The organism is Chitinophagaceae bacterium C216, assembly GCA_028485475.2.
Classification (GTDB): domain Bacteria; phylum Bacteroidota; class Bacteroidia; order Chitinophagales; family Chitinophagaceae; genus Niabella; species Niabella composti.
The window spans coordinates 183,502-201,705 of record CP144143.1; the positions used below are offsets into that span (position 1 = coordinate 183,502).

Here is an 18,204-nt window from a genome sequence, read left to right on the forward strand (position 1 = left end):
TTAATTATCTGGGCATATCCTTAGGATATGCAAACCAAGGTATTGAAGTATGATAATTATCTGCCAGACCTGATATAGGTTTCAATGCATCTAAAGAGTTTCTATTCCACATATACTCCGAATTATATCTGGGCCTGATGCGATAGCATGGAGAGCCTTCATTTTGTACATTAAATGTTCCTTTTCGATTCTGTACCTGTGCAGGTTGCAAATAAAGGCCTTTATATACTTTATTAGGATCTGTATCCCATTTTTGATTGAGGATAGTCAGATTCCATCCATTACCATTAGAAGGATATTCTCCTGAATAATCAATATCATAATGATATTTACGCATATCCACCCATGCCTCAGGAGCTCCCCATGGATACAATGCTACCCATTTTTGCATCATGATGTGCGATAAAGAAAAATCGGACATGCTCAAACCTGCTACATAAGGGCCCGCTAAATATTCCTCTGCCAAAGTATTAAACACTGCAGGAGTAATCTTATCACCACCAGTCGGACTTCCATTAGCTCCCGGAGTCAGATATTTTACTGTAAACTCCATATCGGCTCTCACCCCTTCCTTAAACGCCTGAAAAGCCAAATCTTTTTGCCCTAACTTCCAATAAGCTTCGGCCAGACAGAATTTTATTTCGGCACAAGTAGTTAGGATATAAGGTGCATTATCTCTATACAACCATCGACCTATTCCATCATGAACGCTGCCACTTACTAATGAATTAGCGTTTCTACCATAGAAAGAAGGAGCACTTCCAATAGGCCCAGTTACTGAGGTAAATGAACCTCCGTAATATCTGTACTTTTTTACACTATCAGCAACATCTAGGTACAAGTAGTTGGGATTACTTGCAGTACCTAGTTTAGCAACTACGCGAGGATCGAAATGCCCTGGTACATTAATAAGTGTATCCGTGATAATTTGTTTCTCAGCCAACTTAAAGGGATAATAATCATTACCGTCTACACGAATTTTATCACCGGTCAATGGATCATATTCCGGCACAGTTCCGGTAAAGACCTGAACAGCGTATTCATGCTGAAAATAAGCACGACTGAGATTACCTCTAGCGGTACCCCAGAAGTTATTGTATTCACTATATGCAGCCTGCTGCGAACCTCCATTCACACGTATGGTAGCATCATCACTCGAGCTCTGAAAAGATTTATTCGCCGCATTGATGAGCTCCTGTGCATATTCGCTAGTAAAGTTTTGCTTATTCGACAATGAAGCCAAATTACGTACAATGACAGCATAAGCAAACTTGATCCATTTCGACTTATCCCCTCCATACATAAAATCGTTTGCAGTAATCTTATTGCCGTAATCGGTATTATCCGTTCTCTCCAGAAGTTCAATTGCTTTATATGCCCACTCTCTCACCTGCGGATATATTTCGTCTTGATAATCGTAGTCGTGAGATAAGAGCCCCGGTACAAAAGCCTGTTTCATGGGCAAGTCTGCATGTACCTTTGTAAGCAAGTCCCATGAGAAAGCTTTTATGGCATATCCCATACCGGCTAAGGTCCAGTGTTCTGCCTCCATAGCCTGATTAATCATATTTTCCAGATTCATCCCTTGCAACCAATACACCATACGCCAAATTTCTCCCCCCGCATCACTACCCACAGTGTAATAATGATTGGCAAACGAAGTATAACTGGTAGTTCCCATCATTTGGGTTAATGGACCAATCGCCCGGATATCCCAATAGATACCCTGATATTGCTGTAATATACCGGCAAGATATAAGTAGTCTTCCACATAATCAGGGGCGTCAATATTTCGATTGACATCCAGATATTTTTTACACCCTGCAGCCAGCATAAAAACAGGAAGTATGAGTATAATTATCTTTCTCATAATAATCTTATTTAGTTCAAGGTTAAATTAAGACCAATTGTTATGCCTCGAGGGTTAGGTAATGACCATACATCATAACCTTCTCCACCAGTACCACCTGCCGCTGCTGACACGGTATTTCCAACAGCATCGATGCCCGAATAATTGGTCAGAGTAAATAAATCATTTCCTACAACAAAGAAGTCGAGCCCAGAAATAATCTTGGTTTTGCTAAGAAACTTTTTCGGTAGGGAATAAGACAATCTCAATTCCTGAAGACGTAGGTAATTGACATCTTTTTCAATCCAGTCTTCGTCACCACCTGCAAATATGCTAGAACTGTATAGGTCGTAATTAACTGAAATATTGTTAATCGTTGGATTATCGGAATTTTCCTTACCATCTCTCAGCACCCCTTTAAATACTACCGGAGGACCTTCTCTCAATGCTACTGACTCCCAGCTGGTTCCTCTTTCCATCATAGAGCGTTTGGTACCGTTAACCACAGTAGCTTTATACCTTCCTGCAAATACTCCCGATAGACGCCAGTTGTTATACTGTAATCCAGTAGTAATACCAAAACGCAGTTTTGGTTCTCTATCGCCCAAAATACTCCATTCATCACTTACGATAGGAATTCCGGTACTGGGGTCAATTAAGATATCCCCGTTTTTATTACGTGCATATGCTCTACCAGATATGGTTGTAATAGGATTACCCACAGATATACCATTCCGTATATTTCCTGAGTTCCAGGTATATGGGTTGTAGTATTCTGTAACATTCTCCGGTAAATAAAGCACTTTTGATCTACCGCGAGAAGCATTAACACCCAAATTCCAAGTAAAAGATCCGGTTTTAATAATATCAGCATTGATAAGACCTTCCCAACCCCAAGTCTTGAACGTACCCACGTTCATGGTATTTAATACAAAACCGGTTGCATAGCTTAAACGGAATGATTTTACAATCTGATCTTCGTGTCTTGTTCCAAACACTGTGAATATGGCATTTACACGGTTGTTAAACAAGCGTGCATCAAAGCCCACTTCACGAGCAGTAGTCATTTCGGGTTTAAGATTCGGGTTAGGTCCGGTAAATCCATATTTAAAGCCTCCTCCGGATAAGTTAGTGGGCTCCAACTGTGGATAGATTTCCAAAGGACCGGCATCCTTACCTACTCTGGCTATAGAACCTCTCAACTTGATGAAGTTGACAACATCACTTTCAATTTTCAACAGATCCGTTAAGATTAAAGATCCCTCTATAGCCGGATAGAAATAACGATTATTATTTATAGGCAAAGTGGAGGACCAGTCGTTACGACCTCTCAGTGTAATAAACGCCATATTGTTGTACCCAAATTCAAACTGCGCGGAGATAGCCTGAATACGTCGCTTTGTATTTCTCTGAGAGGAAACAATGGTTAAAGGGTCTGTATTATTGATGGATTGAAAGTCGGGAATAATAAACCTAGTACCACTGGTGGCTTGCCGAATAACCCCATTTTCCTGTTGGTGGTAACCAACCTGTGCACCAAATGAAAGTTTATTATCTAAAAATTTGTTGTTATACCCTGCTATAATATTGATTGTGGGATCAGAAAAGTTCGAATGTACCAAATCGTAACGGCCGCCATCACCACGACTATTATTTGCAGCGTAATAGGGATGCCAAGATGTTTCAAAAGTTTGCATACCCACATCCCAGCCTATTTGACCTCTCAAAAAGGTATTCTTGATAGGCGTCAATGTTAAGGCTACATTTGTCAGAAACCTATTGGAGCGATCGTAGTTTTTATTTTTATACATCGCAAAAAGCGGGTTAAGCAGGTCCCTATCTATATAATAAGAAGGGTATTTCATATGTAGGCCATCCGATGCCAAATACTCCAACATATTATCAGCCTGAGGCCATAACATAGCTCGATACAAAGGACCATCTGTTCCACGCAACACTTTATGATTTTCTGTTTTAGTGTATTGCATAGAACCTTCAAACTTCAACCATTGAGTAATAGTGGCTTGACCCGATAAGCTGATATTGGCTCGATCGAAATCGGTTGTTTTAACCACTCCCTCCTGATTCAGATAGGAAAAGCCGGCTCTAATGGTTGCTTTCTCCGAACCCGCTTCAACCGACACATTGTGTCTATGAGAAAATCCAGTTTGTAATACGGCAGCAATATTATCGTACAACTTTACATTATCTGTAAACAAATTCCCATACTGAGAAGTGTAATAATAGTTAGTAGTTCCATAGGCTCCGTTAGCATATTTGGTTTGCATATCCGGATAGCCATAGGCCTTATCCCAACGGAAGAAGTTGCTATAACTCACCCTACCTCGGCTTACACGCCCTTTTTTAGTAGTAATGATAATTGCACCATTGGATGCATCGGAACCATAGAGCGCCGCAGCTGCCGCTCCTTTCAAAACTGTAATAGATTCTATATCCTCTGGATTGAAATCATTTCCTCTCGAAGCATAATCTTGGTTTCGAACGGAATACACTTCAGCTCCGGCCATTCCGATAGGATCGAATGTAGAGTTGTTCATAGGTACACCATCCACCACATACAAGGGCTGATTGTTACCCGAAATAGAGGTAATGTTTCGGAGTATTACCGTGGTGGAGGCTCCCGGTGCACCGCTGGTCGACGTTACGTTTAAGCCGGGCACCCTACCTTGTAAGGCCGTAATAAATGCATCTCTTCCCGATTCGGCTATAGTAGCGCCATCTATTTGTTGCACAGATGAACCTACTGCTCGACCAATACGCTTCATACCGAACTCGGTAGTTACTACTACCTCCTCCTCTTGTTTGCCTACCCCTTCAACCATAGTAACATTAACAACATTTCCCGTACCTATGGTCACCGATACTGTTTCATAACCGATAAAAGTAAACTCTAGAACATCTCCTGTAGAAGCTTGAATGGAATAATTTCCCGTAGATCCTGTGGCTGTAGCAGTTGACGTCCCCCTTACTGTTACGGTAACACCTTGTAATGCCTTCCCATCCTGTGTAGTTACAGTTCCCGTAATTGTCCTGGTTTGCCCTAATACCATATGGGGTACTAAACAATACAACAGCCAAAGCACAACGGCTTTTGCAATTGCTTTTCTCATAACGATGTATTTTAGAAAGAATTATAAAACGTTAATTCCTGCTTTCACAAAGGGCTGTAATTGTTCATCCTCGGGGTCCAACTCTGTAACCAGATAGTCAATTCTCTCTATCCCGCATACTCTAATCGGTTGGTACGTCCCAAGCTTTTCGGAAATTGTCATGCACACAACTTTCGAAGCTGAATTTACCATAGCCTTTTTTACTTGCACAACGTCCCAATCATTGTCTGTATGTCCATGTTTTATGTCTAGGGCATTAGTGCCTAAAAAACATAAGTCAGCATTAACATGGCTTATCTTTTCGATTGCTTCTGGACCAACGGTTATTTTGGAGTCTTTCGATAGTTTATCGCCGATTACTAATACATCCACATGAGGATGCGACATACAAGCATTTACTACGGGGATACTGCCGGTCATGATGGTGAGTTTCAACTGCGGTGGCAATGCCCTAACCATTTCCAATATGGTTGTTCCTCCACTAGTGAGAATGAACATCCCGCTTTTAATTAGCCTCTGTGCTTTTTCAGCGATTATCTTTTTTTGCTTTTGCGAATAAACATTTCCAGGCTCGAACTGAACTTCGCTAAATGCTATAGAAAGTGCTCCCCCATGTACCTTTATTAATTTTCCTGCATCTGATAATTCCTGTAAATCTCTGCGGATGGTGTCTTCCGACACTCCCATAGCATTGCACAAATCCACGTTCAACACCTTATTATGAAGATTGAGCTGATGAAGAATATAAGCCTGTCTTTCTTTCTTAAGCAATTTTCAGGTGTTTTAACAACAACTTAAAATTAATGACAAATCCTGCAAATTCCCGCAAAAACAAATATTTTTTTTTAAATAACTTCTAACCAATTAAAAATTAATGATAGCAGGCGCTCATATGCTATAAATAAAAAAGCGCCCGAAGGCGCTATGTGTATTAGCTGGAAAGATGAGTTATTTTTTTATGGGTTTTGAAACGGCACTTTCCTTATTATCTGCATTTAATGTAGAAACCGCATAAAACCCGCTTTGCGAAATGGCTAACTCGTTGGACGGGGTAATAGCGAGCACTTTACCCTCTTGCTGTAAGCTCGATGTATAATACACTACCGATCTTACATTTCCACTGGTGCTCCATTTAAGGGTATTCCCTTCTATCCTTACATTTTGTGGTGCACCCGGATCAGGTGCCACCGCACGACCTAGGAAAGGAATGACAGCAGGAGTACTCCATAGTTCTGCAAGTTTATTGGTAAGATCAGGTTTATCATACAGATATCTTGCGCTATACAACAAATTACCCATCACAGCTTTCTTGTTTTTAGCAAGTATTAGCTGATTCGACAATTGAGAACTATTCGTCATTAAGTAAAAGCCGTGTCCAATCATCAGCGGAGGAAGATTGTTAAATCGATCCCACTCTGTTAACTTATTGGCAAATGCATCATTATTATAGAGCTGCGGAATTACTACATCCATCCACCCCTCTCTTGCCCATTTTTCAATATCGGCATACAAAGTGTTTCTGTTGGTAGTAAAATCTGCACCCGGCGAAATAGAAAATACCACTTCGGGTTTGGTAGCCGCAATCATATCCCTAACGCCCTTTATAGCCTTGTCCACATTCGATCTTCTGAAATCCTCAATGCTTTCGTTACCGGTTTTGTAGGTCTGATAATCATTTTGGTCGGATACCATTTGTCCGGCCTGTGAAGGGTAAGGATAGAAATAGTCATCGAAGTGAATACCATCTACATCATATTTGGTAATGATATCCTTAATGATATCTACTAGTCGCTGACGCACTTCCGGAATGGCTGGGTTATAAATTTGCATCAGCTCATGACTCACCACCCAATCGGGATTCACTGAAGGATGCAAGGCCGGGAAAGGTGTGGAGCTGTTAGCACGGGTTGCAATGCGATAAGGATTGATCCATGCATGAAATTCTAAACCGCGTGCATGTGCTTCATCAATCATAAACTTTAATACATCATATCCCGGATCTTGACCTCTGGTACCCGTAATAGCTGCACTCCATGGTTCGTAAGGTGAATTATAAAAGGCATCGCCCATGCCTCGCACTTGAACAAAAACAGCATTTATATTTAGCTGCTTAAACTTTTCCAGATAATTGATATACTTCTGTTTTTGACTAGCAGTATTATAGTCACCAATAGGCCAGTCTAATCCCCAAGCAGTTACTATCCATACACCTCTAAGCTGTTTTTTAGGCAAGATCATTTGTCCTTCAGGAGAAGGATCAGGATTGGGGCTAGGGTCGGGACCTGGATCTTTTCCTACACCCTCCCCTTTACTACATGCTTGTAATAGTATTACAAATAGTAGAAAAATTATTACATAAAGCGTCTTTTTCATGGGCAATATTTTTAGGATTCAAGAAAAGTGTCTCCGCCTGCCCGATAACATGGCGGAGACTACTATCACATATACCTGTCAATTGAAGGGCGTAGTATTAATCCTCCAGTGTCTTTTTGGGAAACTCAACAATGATAAATCCAGCATCGGTAGAAGCCGCAAACAAAGTAAGTTTTTCGTCATTACCGCTTCCATCCTTGGTAATAAAGAAACCGGACTGTGTACCTGGTGCGGCATTGCTAGCTCCCTTTAACGAGAATTTGTACAGCTGCGGCTTACTAGCTTTTTCGTTAAAGATTTCCAGTGCTTCCTTGGTATTACTTCCCTGGGTAATATCGTACACATAGAAGTCTGTAGCATCTGATGCTGCACGAGCTGCACCTGTCATAATCAAATAGCGCTCCTGATTGAATGTAAACACTCTTGCATCTGCACCGTTGAGCGGTACTGCCGTATTGCTTAATGCATAGTCTACTACACCGGCTTCATTCACTAGTCTGATAGGAGCCGCATATCCTGTCTGAATATAATCGCCAGTACCCGGTACTCTGGTCATGGTCATCCATGCGGTAATACCTGCCTGAGCTGGAATAGAGGTAGGCTCAGACAATGTAGTATAATTAGTCACTTTCACACGAAGAATATCTCTTGGGTTTACAGCACCACCATTATTATCGCCAAAGAACATGTATCCGTTTCCATTCTCATCAAGATCCATCGACATATTATCACCATATCTTCCGCCGGCAACTCCATGATCAGCAGGTGTAATGTTTCCGATAAGTGTTGGTGGCTGCGAAGGATCGGTCCAATGATAAATTTTCAGCTGGGCAGTAGCCGAACCGGCGAGATTACAGATATAGGTATGTCCGTTTATTTGTGCTCCGCTGCTATAAGCGAAAGTACCGCCACTCACACCGGTAAGGTTCAGTGGAATAGGATTGATAACATTATTTTTCAAATCGGATACCTTCAGCAAATGCGGACCTGTAGCGGCTCTGGAAACAATTAGCACATATTCTCCGTCAAAGCCTGTCCATCTAGTCAACTGACTGGTAAAGTCAGGATACTTAGTTGCATTATTACTGAAGTCATAAAGGGTAGGCTTATCGAAATCGGCACCAAATACCGGCACTAGCAAACGCAACGTCACCAAATACTCTCTGAAGCGTTTTTGATTCACCACTTTTATAATGATGGATTTTGCCGATTCACCCTCTTCAAACTCAAATGCATAGCTTTCTTTATCCAGCTGTGCACCTTCAGACATTTCGGCCTCAAACTTGATAGCACTGAAATCCGTTGCCGGATCGATACGCGGAAACCATACGGTTTTGGTGACCTCATCCACCACACCCTCCACAACCTGATTTCCACCGGGTCCCGCATTGACGATCTTAATTGCTTTTAAAACCACTTCATAGGGGGAGTCGACATTTCCCGGATATTTCTTCTGACAGGACGTTGCAAACAGCACTGCTGCCAGTATGACAAATATTATCTTGTATTGCAAAATGCGTTTCATGTTAAATATTTTTAGGAGTTATTCAGTTATTCATATTCAGGCCAACCTTCGGTTTGCGCCAGCACATAACCATTCTTCCTATAATCTTCCATCTGGTTTCTACCTACTGGAGTCAGATAAGGATTCACATTAGGCAATCCCAAGAATGGTTGACGACCATTGGTGTTGGTAGTACGGAAGAAACCGCGCATTGATGCATTGTTGGTACCATTGTACACAGTTACCACTCCATCATTTACCACTGCAATCTGACCCGCATTAGAGGCAGTAAGACTGCTAGGTGACTCTGCAGGAAAATCCACATATCCTCCTGTTAGCAGGTCCGGACGTGCATCGGTATCCATATACTCGAGTTTTTTCCAGCGTTTCAAATCTTGGAAACGTGAATACTCAAACGCAAACTCCATACGTCTTTCTCTTCGAATCTCCCACAATAATGGATTCACAGAAGGATCTCTTGCCGGATCGTTGGGTAATGCTCCCAAATCCATCGGTGCTGTCTTCTGTACCCCTTTAGCTATAGCTTCTGGTGCAAGAGGTCTGTTTCTTATTTTGTTGATAGAAACATCAATATCACCCTGAGTTACGGTTCCTAGTTCGGCTTTTGCTTCAATCCAGTTGAGCAAAGCTTCAGCATATCTGAAAACAGGATAATCGGTATGGTTGCGACTGCTGGAGAACTCTGTAGGCGGAGTGCCACCAGCTTCTACCTGAGCAATCACACTACGAGGTATAAACTTGTTGATATACCAGTAGCTAGCCACATTTTTTGGTGTAGGCTTGTCGTAAAAAGTTGCCTCCAGTCTGGAGTCCCGGGTTTTAATCATGTTTGACAGATTAAAGCTTGTAGCATTGGGGACGGTAGACTGCTGATAAGGCAAGCCATCCACACAAATGAATGCTTTTATAAGGTCTGTAGTAGGACCAAAAGCTATAGACTCGGAAAGGTTATTATAGGTAGCAACGGCATGAGTCACTCCGACCGCCGGATCGTAATGACGATAGAGAATTACATCCTTATTACCTTCTAAAGAATTGGATGCAAACAGCGAACGGAAATCGGTAACAATATCATACTTACCACTACTAATGAGCATGTCACCAGCAGTTACTGCGAGTTGGAAGAATTTATTTGCACGCTGAATGTTATTGTAGTAATACTTTTGCCAAGAGCCTTCCCTCAATGCAATTCTGGTAACGAAGCCTGCTACTACATATCTGTTTACCTGCTGGCTTCCATCATTCAATCTCACATTTTCCAAGGCATAAACCAAATCGTCGTACACTGCATCCATAACGGTATTGCGTGGTGTACGAGGTTTGTACAAATCATCCAGATCGGTATCCAATGGCACATAATCATAGTAAGGCACATCCCCAAATGAGGTTACAATATTGGAATACTCCATCGCACGGAAGAATCGACCTATACCTGTCCAATGACGATAGGCCCCCTCATCCAAAATGCCTTTCATTCTATTTTCAATTCTGTCCAACATAATGTTGATGGACCGAATGGTAGTATAGCTCCAAATACTACTGTTAGGCACAGAGCGTGTAAAATTTCCTTGGTTACCTCTCAGCAACACATCATCGCTAAACTGAAAGCCTAACATAGCAGCATCGGCCTCATTACTAAAGTTTGTTCCATATCCCGTAAAAAATGTAGGATAAAACTTATTGGCATAGAGTCTCAGATTATTCTCTGACGACCAAGCCGTTTCATCATTTTCTGAGGTCAGCGGTGGTCTGTCCAGGAACTTTTTACAACCCTGGAAGCCGAACGCCACCAATGCGATCAATAAGGTATATAATGAATGTTTCATAACAATGGTAAGTTTAAGTTCTACAATGTGATGTTCATTCCGAAGGACGCAATTTTAAATGTTGGGTTGTTGGTACCAGTACGTCCCAGGTTATAGTTACCGTTGGTCAGCAACATGGACTCTCCTGAAATAGCCTCAGGATCGATCGGCAAACCACGCAGCTTATCAAATGTGATGAAGTTTTCAAACGACACATACAGTCTGGCTTTCTTCATCTTTATTCTTTGCAGAATGTTGGGCGCCACATTGTATCCTAGGGTAATATTTTTGATGCGGAAATAAGCCATATTCAGCATATAGCGCGTTTGCGGCACCATAGTAAATCCTGAGTTGGCTCCACCTAAGTCCCATGCTCTAGGATAGAAAGCATCAGTACGATCAGGTCTCCAATAATTACCAGCGATCGCCTGTGGCATAGCACCTTCCTTAGCATAATAGCCAGGAATAGCCAACTGACCCGAACCCCATATGGCTCGTTTTCCTACACCTTGTCCCATTACGGAGAAATCAAATGATTTGTAGTCGAGTCCGATACGGAATCCGTATTCATAACGAGGCAGTACGTTACCGATCACTACGCGGTCGCCCGGATCACCGAATGTACCTCTACCCGGAGTGATATAACCATCTCCATCTATATCTACAAACTTTACATCACCGGGGCTAATCATACGAACTGCACCATCTTCAAAAATTGTTTGATATACCGGGTTATTGCCGGCCAGTTTATGTACTCGTTTGGTAGTTCCTTGGAAGATGATGTATTCGTATACAAAGTTGCCGTTTGCGTCATACACAAAATCGTCTTTCTGGAAAAGTCGGTCTGTTACATAACCATACACATCTCCATAGCGTTTTCCGGTAGTAAAAGTTCCATCCACATTCCTGTCCTCCCAGGGAATATTCCAATCAGGACCTTTTGTAACATAGGTAACCGCATCGGAGAGATTAGCCATTACGTTAATGCCCAGACCGCTTTCGAATCTATGATTAAAGTCAACAGCCACTTCCCATCCTCTTGTTCTTAAGTTTCCGTAGTTACCTTGAGGAGCAGAAGCGCCGAATGTGGCAGGCAGTGCTAACCCAGGGATGATCATGTTTTTGGTTTTACGCTGATACCAGTCAAACACAATACCGAATTTGTTTTTAAAGAAACGTAAATCGGTACCCAAATCCAGTGTTTCGATATCTTGCCAAGTTAGGTTAGCTGAAACAGGAGCAGGAGTACCCAATTGTAGCGACTGCTCACCGTTACTATTCAACCAGCTGTTCTTAGAGTAGTTCATGGTAGAGATGTACAGACTGTTAGCTACAGACTGATCTCCAATAGTACCCCAAGAACCCCGCAGCTTAGCATAGCTCAGCACCGGACGAACACCTTCCATAAACTGCTCTTCGGTGAGTACCCAACCGGCAGAGAAAGAAGGATACCATTTCCAGCGCATATGTGCAGGGAAAATAGAAGTAGCATCATACCGCAGATTACCCTCGAACAGGTACTTATCGGCATAAGCGTAGTTAATACGACCAAAATAACCTAACTGTGAATCCCAATTCTCTCCTCCGGTTACGGTTTCTATACCGTCAGCAAAGTTGAACTGTGGATTGTCTTTATTAAACAATTGTGTTTTTTTGGACGAATGACTTTTCCATCTATTCGCTACAATATTTGTCCCAAGGGTAAACTTAAATGCGTTCTTTAATCCTGGGCGCCAGTTATAAGTAGAATAGGCGTTTACAGTGTGTCTGAATGCATTCCAAGAAGATTGGTATACATAACTGTTTTCTTTAGTTACATAGTTAGACAATGGAAAACGCCATCCCGGCATACCGCCTACGTCTACAATATTTCCTGCACTGTCCACATATACACGATCTCCATTTTCATCTACCCAGGGAATGGCAGAATACCAATGTTCTCTCAGGGTAATTTCAGGCAAAGAAGAGTTCAATGTTTCATTGCGGAAATCATACGTGTAATCAGCAATGATTTGCCAGTTTTTGGTAAGATCGATAGTAGTTCCGAAAGTGAGGTTCAAATATCTTCTTTGGTCATAAACAGTATTGGTGTTTTTTGTATCCCAGTAAGGGTCGCGGATTTCTTCTCCCAGCTCCTTCACACCGGTTGGGAACAACAGACTCCAGCGATATAAATACAACCACGGGTCAGCAGCAAAGCCGGAAGAATTGGTAGAGTTGGGATATCGTTTGAGACGATCGGAGTATAAGCCTCCGGCTCTCACCGAAATGAAGTCGTTAACCTGATTAGATACTTTAAAGTTGGCAGTAAATCTGTTGAAATCATCATGCTTAGCCGGCTTCATCATACCGGTTTGGTTCAGATAACCAAAGCCTATATTGTAAAGTGTTTTGTTAGATCTACCGTTTAAAGATAGGTTGTGATTCTGAGTGAAAGTATAATCCTTAATCATTACGCTGATGGGATCATAAATTCGGTAACCGAATTTTTGAATACCATCCCAATACCAGTCACGACCATACACCACAGGATCGGTTGGTTTTACTGTTTTGCCGTATAAACGTTGCCATTCTTTTGCTTTTTCAAGACTGGCACTATCGATACGCCAGAAGCCACCTGCAGGACCGGAGCTACCCATATTATTATGAGCATCCAGTGTGTATTGCAAACCATCTATCCCAGCCAGCTCCAATTTTTTAAAGGGCATTTGCCAAGAGAAGTTATTCGAATAAGTAAGATCAGCTCCTTCTTTTTTTGAGCCCTTTTTAGTGGTAATAAGAATTACCCCAAATGCTGCTTTGGCACCATATATAGATGCAGCAGAAGCATCTTTTAGAATTGAGATGCTTTCTACATCATTGGGGTTGATGAGTTGGATACTGGGAACTTCCACGTTGTCCACCAGTATTAATGGAGCACTGGATCCTTGTATGGATCCCACAAAGCCTCTGATACGGATTAAAGGATCGGACCCTACTTCACCACTAGGAATACGAACTGATAAACCGGGCACTGCACCTTGTAAGCCTCTACCCACATCCGGAATAGGACGACTCCCCAACACCTTGTCTACATCCACATTGGTAATGGCGCCGGTAATATTACTTTTCTTTTGTGTACCGTAACCTACAACCACTACTTCGTCGAGATTAGAATCTGCAAGCTTCAGTACAACAGTCACATAATCCGAGCTACCCACCACTACACTTTGCGTTCCATACCCCACCATAGTAACTTCCAATACGTCGCCCGTACGAGCCATAATGGAAAAAGCTCCTTCTTGATTTGTAGAGGTGGCTCTAGCTGTTCCCTTCACGGAAACAGTAGCTCCTTGAATGGCATTTCCGCCATCATCAGTAACGGTACCCGTTATTGTACGGGTCTGGGTAAATGCTACGCCAGGAATCATGCAGCATAGCAACCACAGCAAAACAGTACTTACAATTGCTTTCCTCATAATATGTGATTTATAAATAAAAGTTGGATGCTGAGTTATATCACTCTCACGCCTGCGTCTATAAAAGGCTTCAAGATCTCGTCTGTAGTCTCGAGTTCCGTAATCAGATAGTCTATTTTATCAAGGCTGCACACGCTGATGGGCTGATAAGTTCCCAGCTTTTCCGAAATAGTCATGCATACTACTTGTGCAGCAGAATTGACCATTGCTTTTTTCACCTGAACTACATCCCAGTCGTTATCGGTATATCCATGTTGTACATCTATGGCATTCGTACCTAGGAAGCATATATCGGCATTTACATGGTTAATTTTCTCTATAGCATTTACCCCTACAGTTATTTTGGAATCCTTCAGCAGTTTATCGCCTATTACCACTACTTCTACATTGGGATGAGCCATGCATGCATTTACCACCGGTATGCTACCGGTCATCACCGTAATTTTCAAATGATGTGGCAAAGACCGAATCATCTCCAATATGGTAGTACCTCCAGTTGTGAGGATAAACATTCCGCTCTTTATCAGTCCCAATGCCTTATTCGCGATTAGCTTTTTATGTGCCTGTGAATACACATTTGCCGAGTCAAACCGCACTTCGTTAAAAGCCATTGACAATGCGCCACCGTGCACCCGAATAAGTTGTCCTGCGTCTGAAAGTTCTTGAAGGTCTCTACGAATCGTATCTTCCGATACCGCCATCTCATTACACAGGTCTACACTCAGAACTTTGTTATGCAGATTGAGTTGGTGTAGTATGTATGCGTGTCTTTCCTTTTTAAGCATGGCAACAATCACTTTCTCTGTTTCGGCGAAAATGTTATAATAAAGTTAAGGTGTTTTTCCGCAAAAAACCGCAAAAATCAGAATAAAATCTGCATTATTTTTGAAATATTCAGAAAGCAAATACGCAAAAACATGCATAACAACGAATTATATATAAAAAAATCCGGTTCGTTTATTCCAAACAAACCGGATTTTCATATAGTGTATCAATAAAAATTTATTGTCTGTGCTCTTTTATCATAGCGATAAAATCATCGAAGAGGTATCGCGAATCATGTGGCCCTGGAGTACTTTCGGGGTGATACTGTACCGAAAAAGCCGGTTTCCCTTTCACCCTTATACCTTCAATAGAATGGTCGTTGAGGTTCACATGTGTTATCTCCACTTTGTCGGAAGCCTTGACAGACTCGGGATCTACGCCAAATCCATGGTTTTGAGTAGTAATTTCAGATCTACCGGTAATGATATTTTTTACCGGGTGGTTTAACCCTCTGTGACCGTGATGCATTTTAAAGGTCTTGATACCATTAGCCAAAGCGAGCAACTGATGTCCTAGGCATATACCAAACATCGGTTTGTTCTCGTTCATAATTTCCTTCACGGTATCAATGGCATAATCCATAGCGGCAGGATCGCCAGGACCATTAGAAATAAAGTAACCGTCGGGATTAAAGCTTTTAATTTTCGCTAAAGGAGTTTTTGCGGGAAATACTTTTACAAAAGCGCCGCGCTCGGTCATGCATTTTAAAATATTCTGCTTAGTACCATAATCCAACACGGCAATTTTTATATCAGCATTGGGATCGCCCAGCTCATACGGCTTTTTTGTAGAAACTTTTGAAGCCAATTCCTGCCCGCTCATATCGGGTGTTTCGGCCAAGCGACGCTTCAATTCTTCAATATCAAAAATCTCAGAAGAAATGATGCAGTTCATTGCGCCCTTGGTACGAATGTGGGCCACCAGCGCTCTGGTATCCACACCATGGATGGATACAATATTATTCTTCTTTAAATAGGCATCCAGCGATTCCGTGGCTTTACTTCTGGAGTAGTTTTCATTGAGGTTTTTGGCAATAACTCCTAGTACTTTCACGCTATCACTCTCCACATCTTCGGGCACCACCCCATAGTTACCCACGTGTACGGCATTCATGATAACGATTTGACCATAATAACTGGGATCGGTGAAAACTTCTTGATAACCGGTCATTCCGGTATTAAAACAGATTTCACCACTAGTAGTGCCAATAGCTCCGAAAGCAAAACCTTCGGCGATAGTACCATCTTGCAATAATAAAATAGCGCGGGCTTGTGTATCAGACATTTAATTTCCTTTTATTTACCAGCTTATGTGCATGTCGGCTCCACCGTTATGAGGCGAGTTCACAACAAAATCGCGCAAAAATAGGGCAAAATTTCAGATTCAAAAGGATAAATCCGGATATATTTCAGGATTTTTCACAACGGTGAAAAACTCACACATACTTAGGCATTCGACAACGGTCCCCTACTAGGCCTGAGCTGCCGGTCCTCCAAAGTTCACCGGTATTTGCAACTCGTCCAAATCTTTGATGGGTCCGTGAACGGCCTCAAACTTCTCGATATTTTCTTTCAACGCTTTCATAAAGCGTTTGGCATGCTGAGGCGTAAAGATAATTCTGGACTTCACCTTACTTTTAGGCGTTCCCGGCATAATGTTTACAAAATCAATTACAAATTCTGCATGAGAGTGAGTAATCACTGCCAGATTTGCATAAGTTCCTTCTGCAATTTCTTCGGATATTTCAATATTGATTTGATTCGGTTGTTGCTCCATATGCCTCTTTTTTATTTATGAAGCGAAGGTAATAAAAAAGCTACCGGCAGCAGTCATCCTCTATTATAAAATATTGCTACAAGCAGCATTGCTAAATGATTTTGCCCTTGGACTTATTATCAAAATGCCCCACGATAATCGTGGGGCATTTTGATAAACTTGTAACAGAAAATCATATTATATTATACAAATACGACGATTGGGTGTATTTGCCATCTTGTAATTAATCCTGCATATAATCGTCATATCCTACAGCTCTGTGACCAGCTAAAGTGTATATAGTACCGGGATCATCCTCAAATTCCATGTTAAAGTAGATGCTGTCTTTGTTGATAATCTTCCCATCGGTCACCTTAATAGTAATGTCATACTTGGGAATAGCATTTACAGAGCCTGCTGTTTGAAATGTGAGGGTAGACATATCTACTTTGGCTTTAAATTTCATATCCCAGAAATTTCCATTGTAGTCATCTATCCAAACAGAATCCTGTCCAAATGAAGTGTTATAGATTTTAATTTCAAATGGGCCATATATTTCATCACCGTCTATATAAGCTTTAAGCTTCCAATCTCCTGCAACCGGGTATGCCCAATTATATTCTTTCTCTATCTTTTTCTGACAAGAAGATAGGGCTATCACTACACCCAAAATAATTGCTATGCAGTAAAGTATTCTTTTCATTGTATAATGTTTTGTAATATTCACTCTAATTAAATTTAGAAATTACTCTTCAAAAAGTGGAGAGGGATTGGATAAAGTAACTTCAAAGAGCAGATACTCAACATCCCCCATGATGGTATTAAGTTTTATAGTTTTTGTAGCCGGATCGTAAGTGGACTCATCGAAGAACACCGGTGCTGATTCGCCAGAGAAACCTAAGTTTTCAGAAGAGATCAGCTCAAAAGTGTTATCACCTTTCAATCTAATCACACCCGGACCGGCATATGCAGCACCATAACCACTTCCTACATCATACCAGCGACCTAATAAATCTTGCACATAATAATCATCCCCACCTACTCCAAAAACCAACAAGGTGTATGGGCCTCTGTTTGCAGTAGTACCAGCATCCGTATTATAGAATGTGATGCGAGACTCGTAATACCCATTTAAAGGTGCGTTTTTATCACATACCACCACAGTACGGCTCACTGATGCAGGGAAGCCGTCGCTATTATTCACCGAGTAAGTTACGGTATAAACACCGCCTTTTGCTGTATTCACATTTGACTTTACAGTAATTTGATCAGTAAGATCAATATCACCTTCCATAGCAGTACATCCCGGGTCTACATAAGGCTCGTTCAGCTGCCAGAAAAGTGTACTGGGTCCTTCTAATTCCATATCGGCGTAAGTAGTAATGAAAGATACACCTTTGGAATCTTTTTTACAGGATGTCATTGTCAGGATAGACAATGTAAAAATGGATAATATCGATAATATCTTCTTCATAGTATTCGT

Annotated in this window: 12 protein-coding genes; all 12 read right to left on the minus strand. The window is 41.5% G+C overall.

The features are described from left to right. Nucleotides 1-4 precede the first annotated feature (4 nt). Nucleotides 5-1,870 (minus strand): SusD/RagB family nutrient-binding outer membrane lipoprotein, encoded by a 1,866-nt coding sequence (locus PIECOFPK_RS00745; protein ID WP_330975046.1) that lies wholly within the window; start codon nt 1,868-1,870, stop codon nt 5-7. An 11-nt stretch (nt 1,871-1,881) separates the two neighbouring features. Further along, entirely contained in the window at nt 1,882-4,980 is a 3,099-nt protein-coding gene (locus tag PIECOFPK_RS00750) for a SusC/RagA family TonB-linked outer membrane protein (protein ID WP_330975047.1), read from the minus strand. 21 nt (nt 4,981-5,001) lie between these two features. Next, nucleotides 5,002-5,751, minus strand: coding sequence for a DeoR/GlpR family DNA-binding transcription regulator (locus PIECOFPK_RS00755; RefSeq protein ID WP_330975048.1), 750 nt, complete (start codon nt 5,749-5,751; stop codon nt 5,002-5,004). A 177-nt stretch (nt 5,752-5,928) separates the two neighbouring features. Then, the gene (locus PIECOFPK_RS00760) at nt 5,929-7,353 is read right to left on the minus strand and encodes a glycoside hydrolase family 10 protein (RefSeq protein WP_409966278.1); all 1,425 of its coding nucleotides are present in this window, start codon (nt 7,351-7,353) and stop codon (nt 5,929-5,931) included. A gap of 97 nt (nt 7,354-7,450) precedes the next feature. Further along, on the minus strand, nt 7,451-8,878 hold the full coding sequence (locus tag PIECOFPK_RS00765) for a DUF4623 domain-containing protein (RefSeq protein WP_330975050.1): 1,428 nt from the start codon (nt 8,876-8,878) through the stop codon (nt 7,451-7,453). Between the two features lie 26 nt (nt 8,879-8,904). After that, nucleotides 8,905-10,704, minus strand: coding sequence for a RagB/SusD family nutrient uptake outer membrane protein (locus tag PIECOFPK_RS00770; RefSeq protein WP_330975051.1), 1,800 nt, complete (start codon nt 10,702-10,704; stop codon nt 8,905-8,907). A gap of 20 nt (nt 10,705-10,724) precedes the next feature. Beyond that, nucleotides 10,725-14,141: a SusC/RagA family TonB-linked outer membrane protein gene (locus PIECOFPK_RS00775; RefSeq protein ID WP_409966279.1), complete on the minus strand. Its 3,417-nt coding sequence runs from the start codon at nt 14,139-14,141 to the stop codon at nt 10,725-10,727. Between the two features lie 35 nt (nt 14,142-14,176). Then, nucleotides 14,177-14,926, minus strand: coding sequence for a DeoR/GlpR family DNA-binding transcription regulator (locus PIECOFPK_RS00780; protein WP_330975053.1), 750 nt, complete (start codon nt 14,924-14,926; stop codon nt 14,177-14,179). Between the two features lie 217 nt (nt 14,927-15,143). Beyond that, nucleotides 15,144-16,250, minus strand: coding sequence for a glutamine-hydrolyzing carbamoyl-phosphate synthase small subunit (carA, locus tag PIECOFPK_RS00785; protein WP_330975054.1), 1,107 nt, complete (start codon nt 16,248-16,250; stop codon nt 15,144-15,146). 186 nt (nt 16,251-16,436) lie between these two features. Then, a complete protein-coding gene (locus PIECOFPK_RS00790; RefSeq protein WP_330975055.1) occupies nt 16,437-16,742 on the minus strand; it encodes a DUF3467 domain-containing protein in 306 nt (101 codons plus the stop codon). Between the two features lie 223 nt (nt 16,743-16,965). Beyond that, a complete protein-coding gene (locus PIECOFPK_RS00795) occupies nt 16,966-17,424 on the minus strand; it encodes a lipid-binding protein (protein ID WP_409966280.1) in 459 nt (152 codons plus the stop codon). 42 nt (nt 17,425-17,466) lie between these two features. Continuing rightward, the gene (locus tag PIECOFPK_RS00800) at nt 17,467-18,195 is read right to left on the minus strand and encodes a BT_2262 family domain-containing protein (RefSeq protein ID WP_409966281.1); all 729 of its coding nucleotides are present in this window, start codon (nt 18,193-18,195) and stop codon (nt 17,467-17,469) included. Nucleotides 18,196-18,204: the final 9 nt, after the last annotated feature.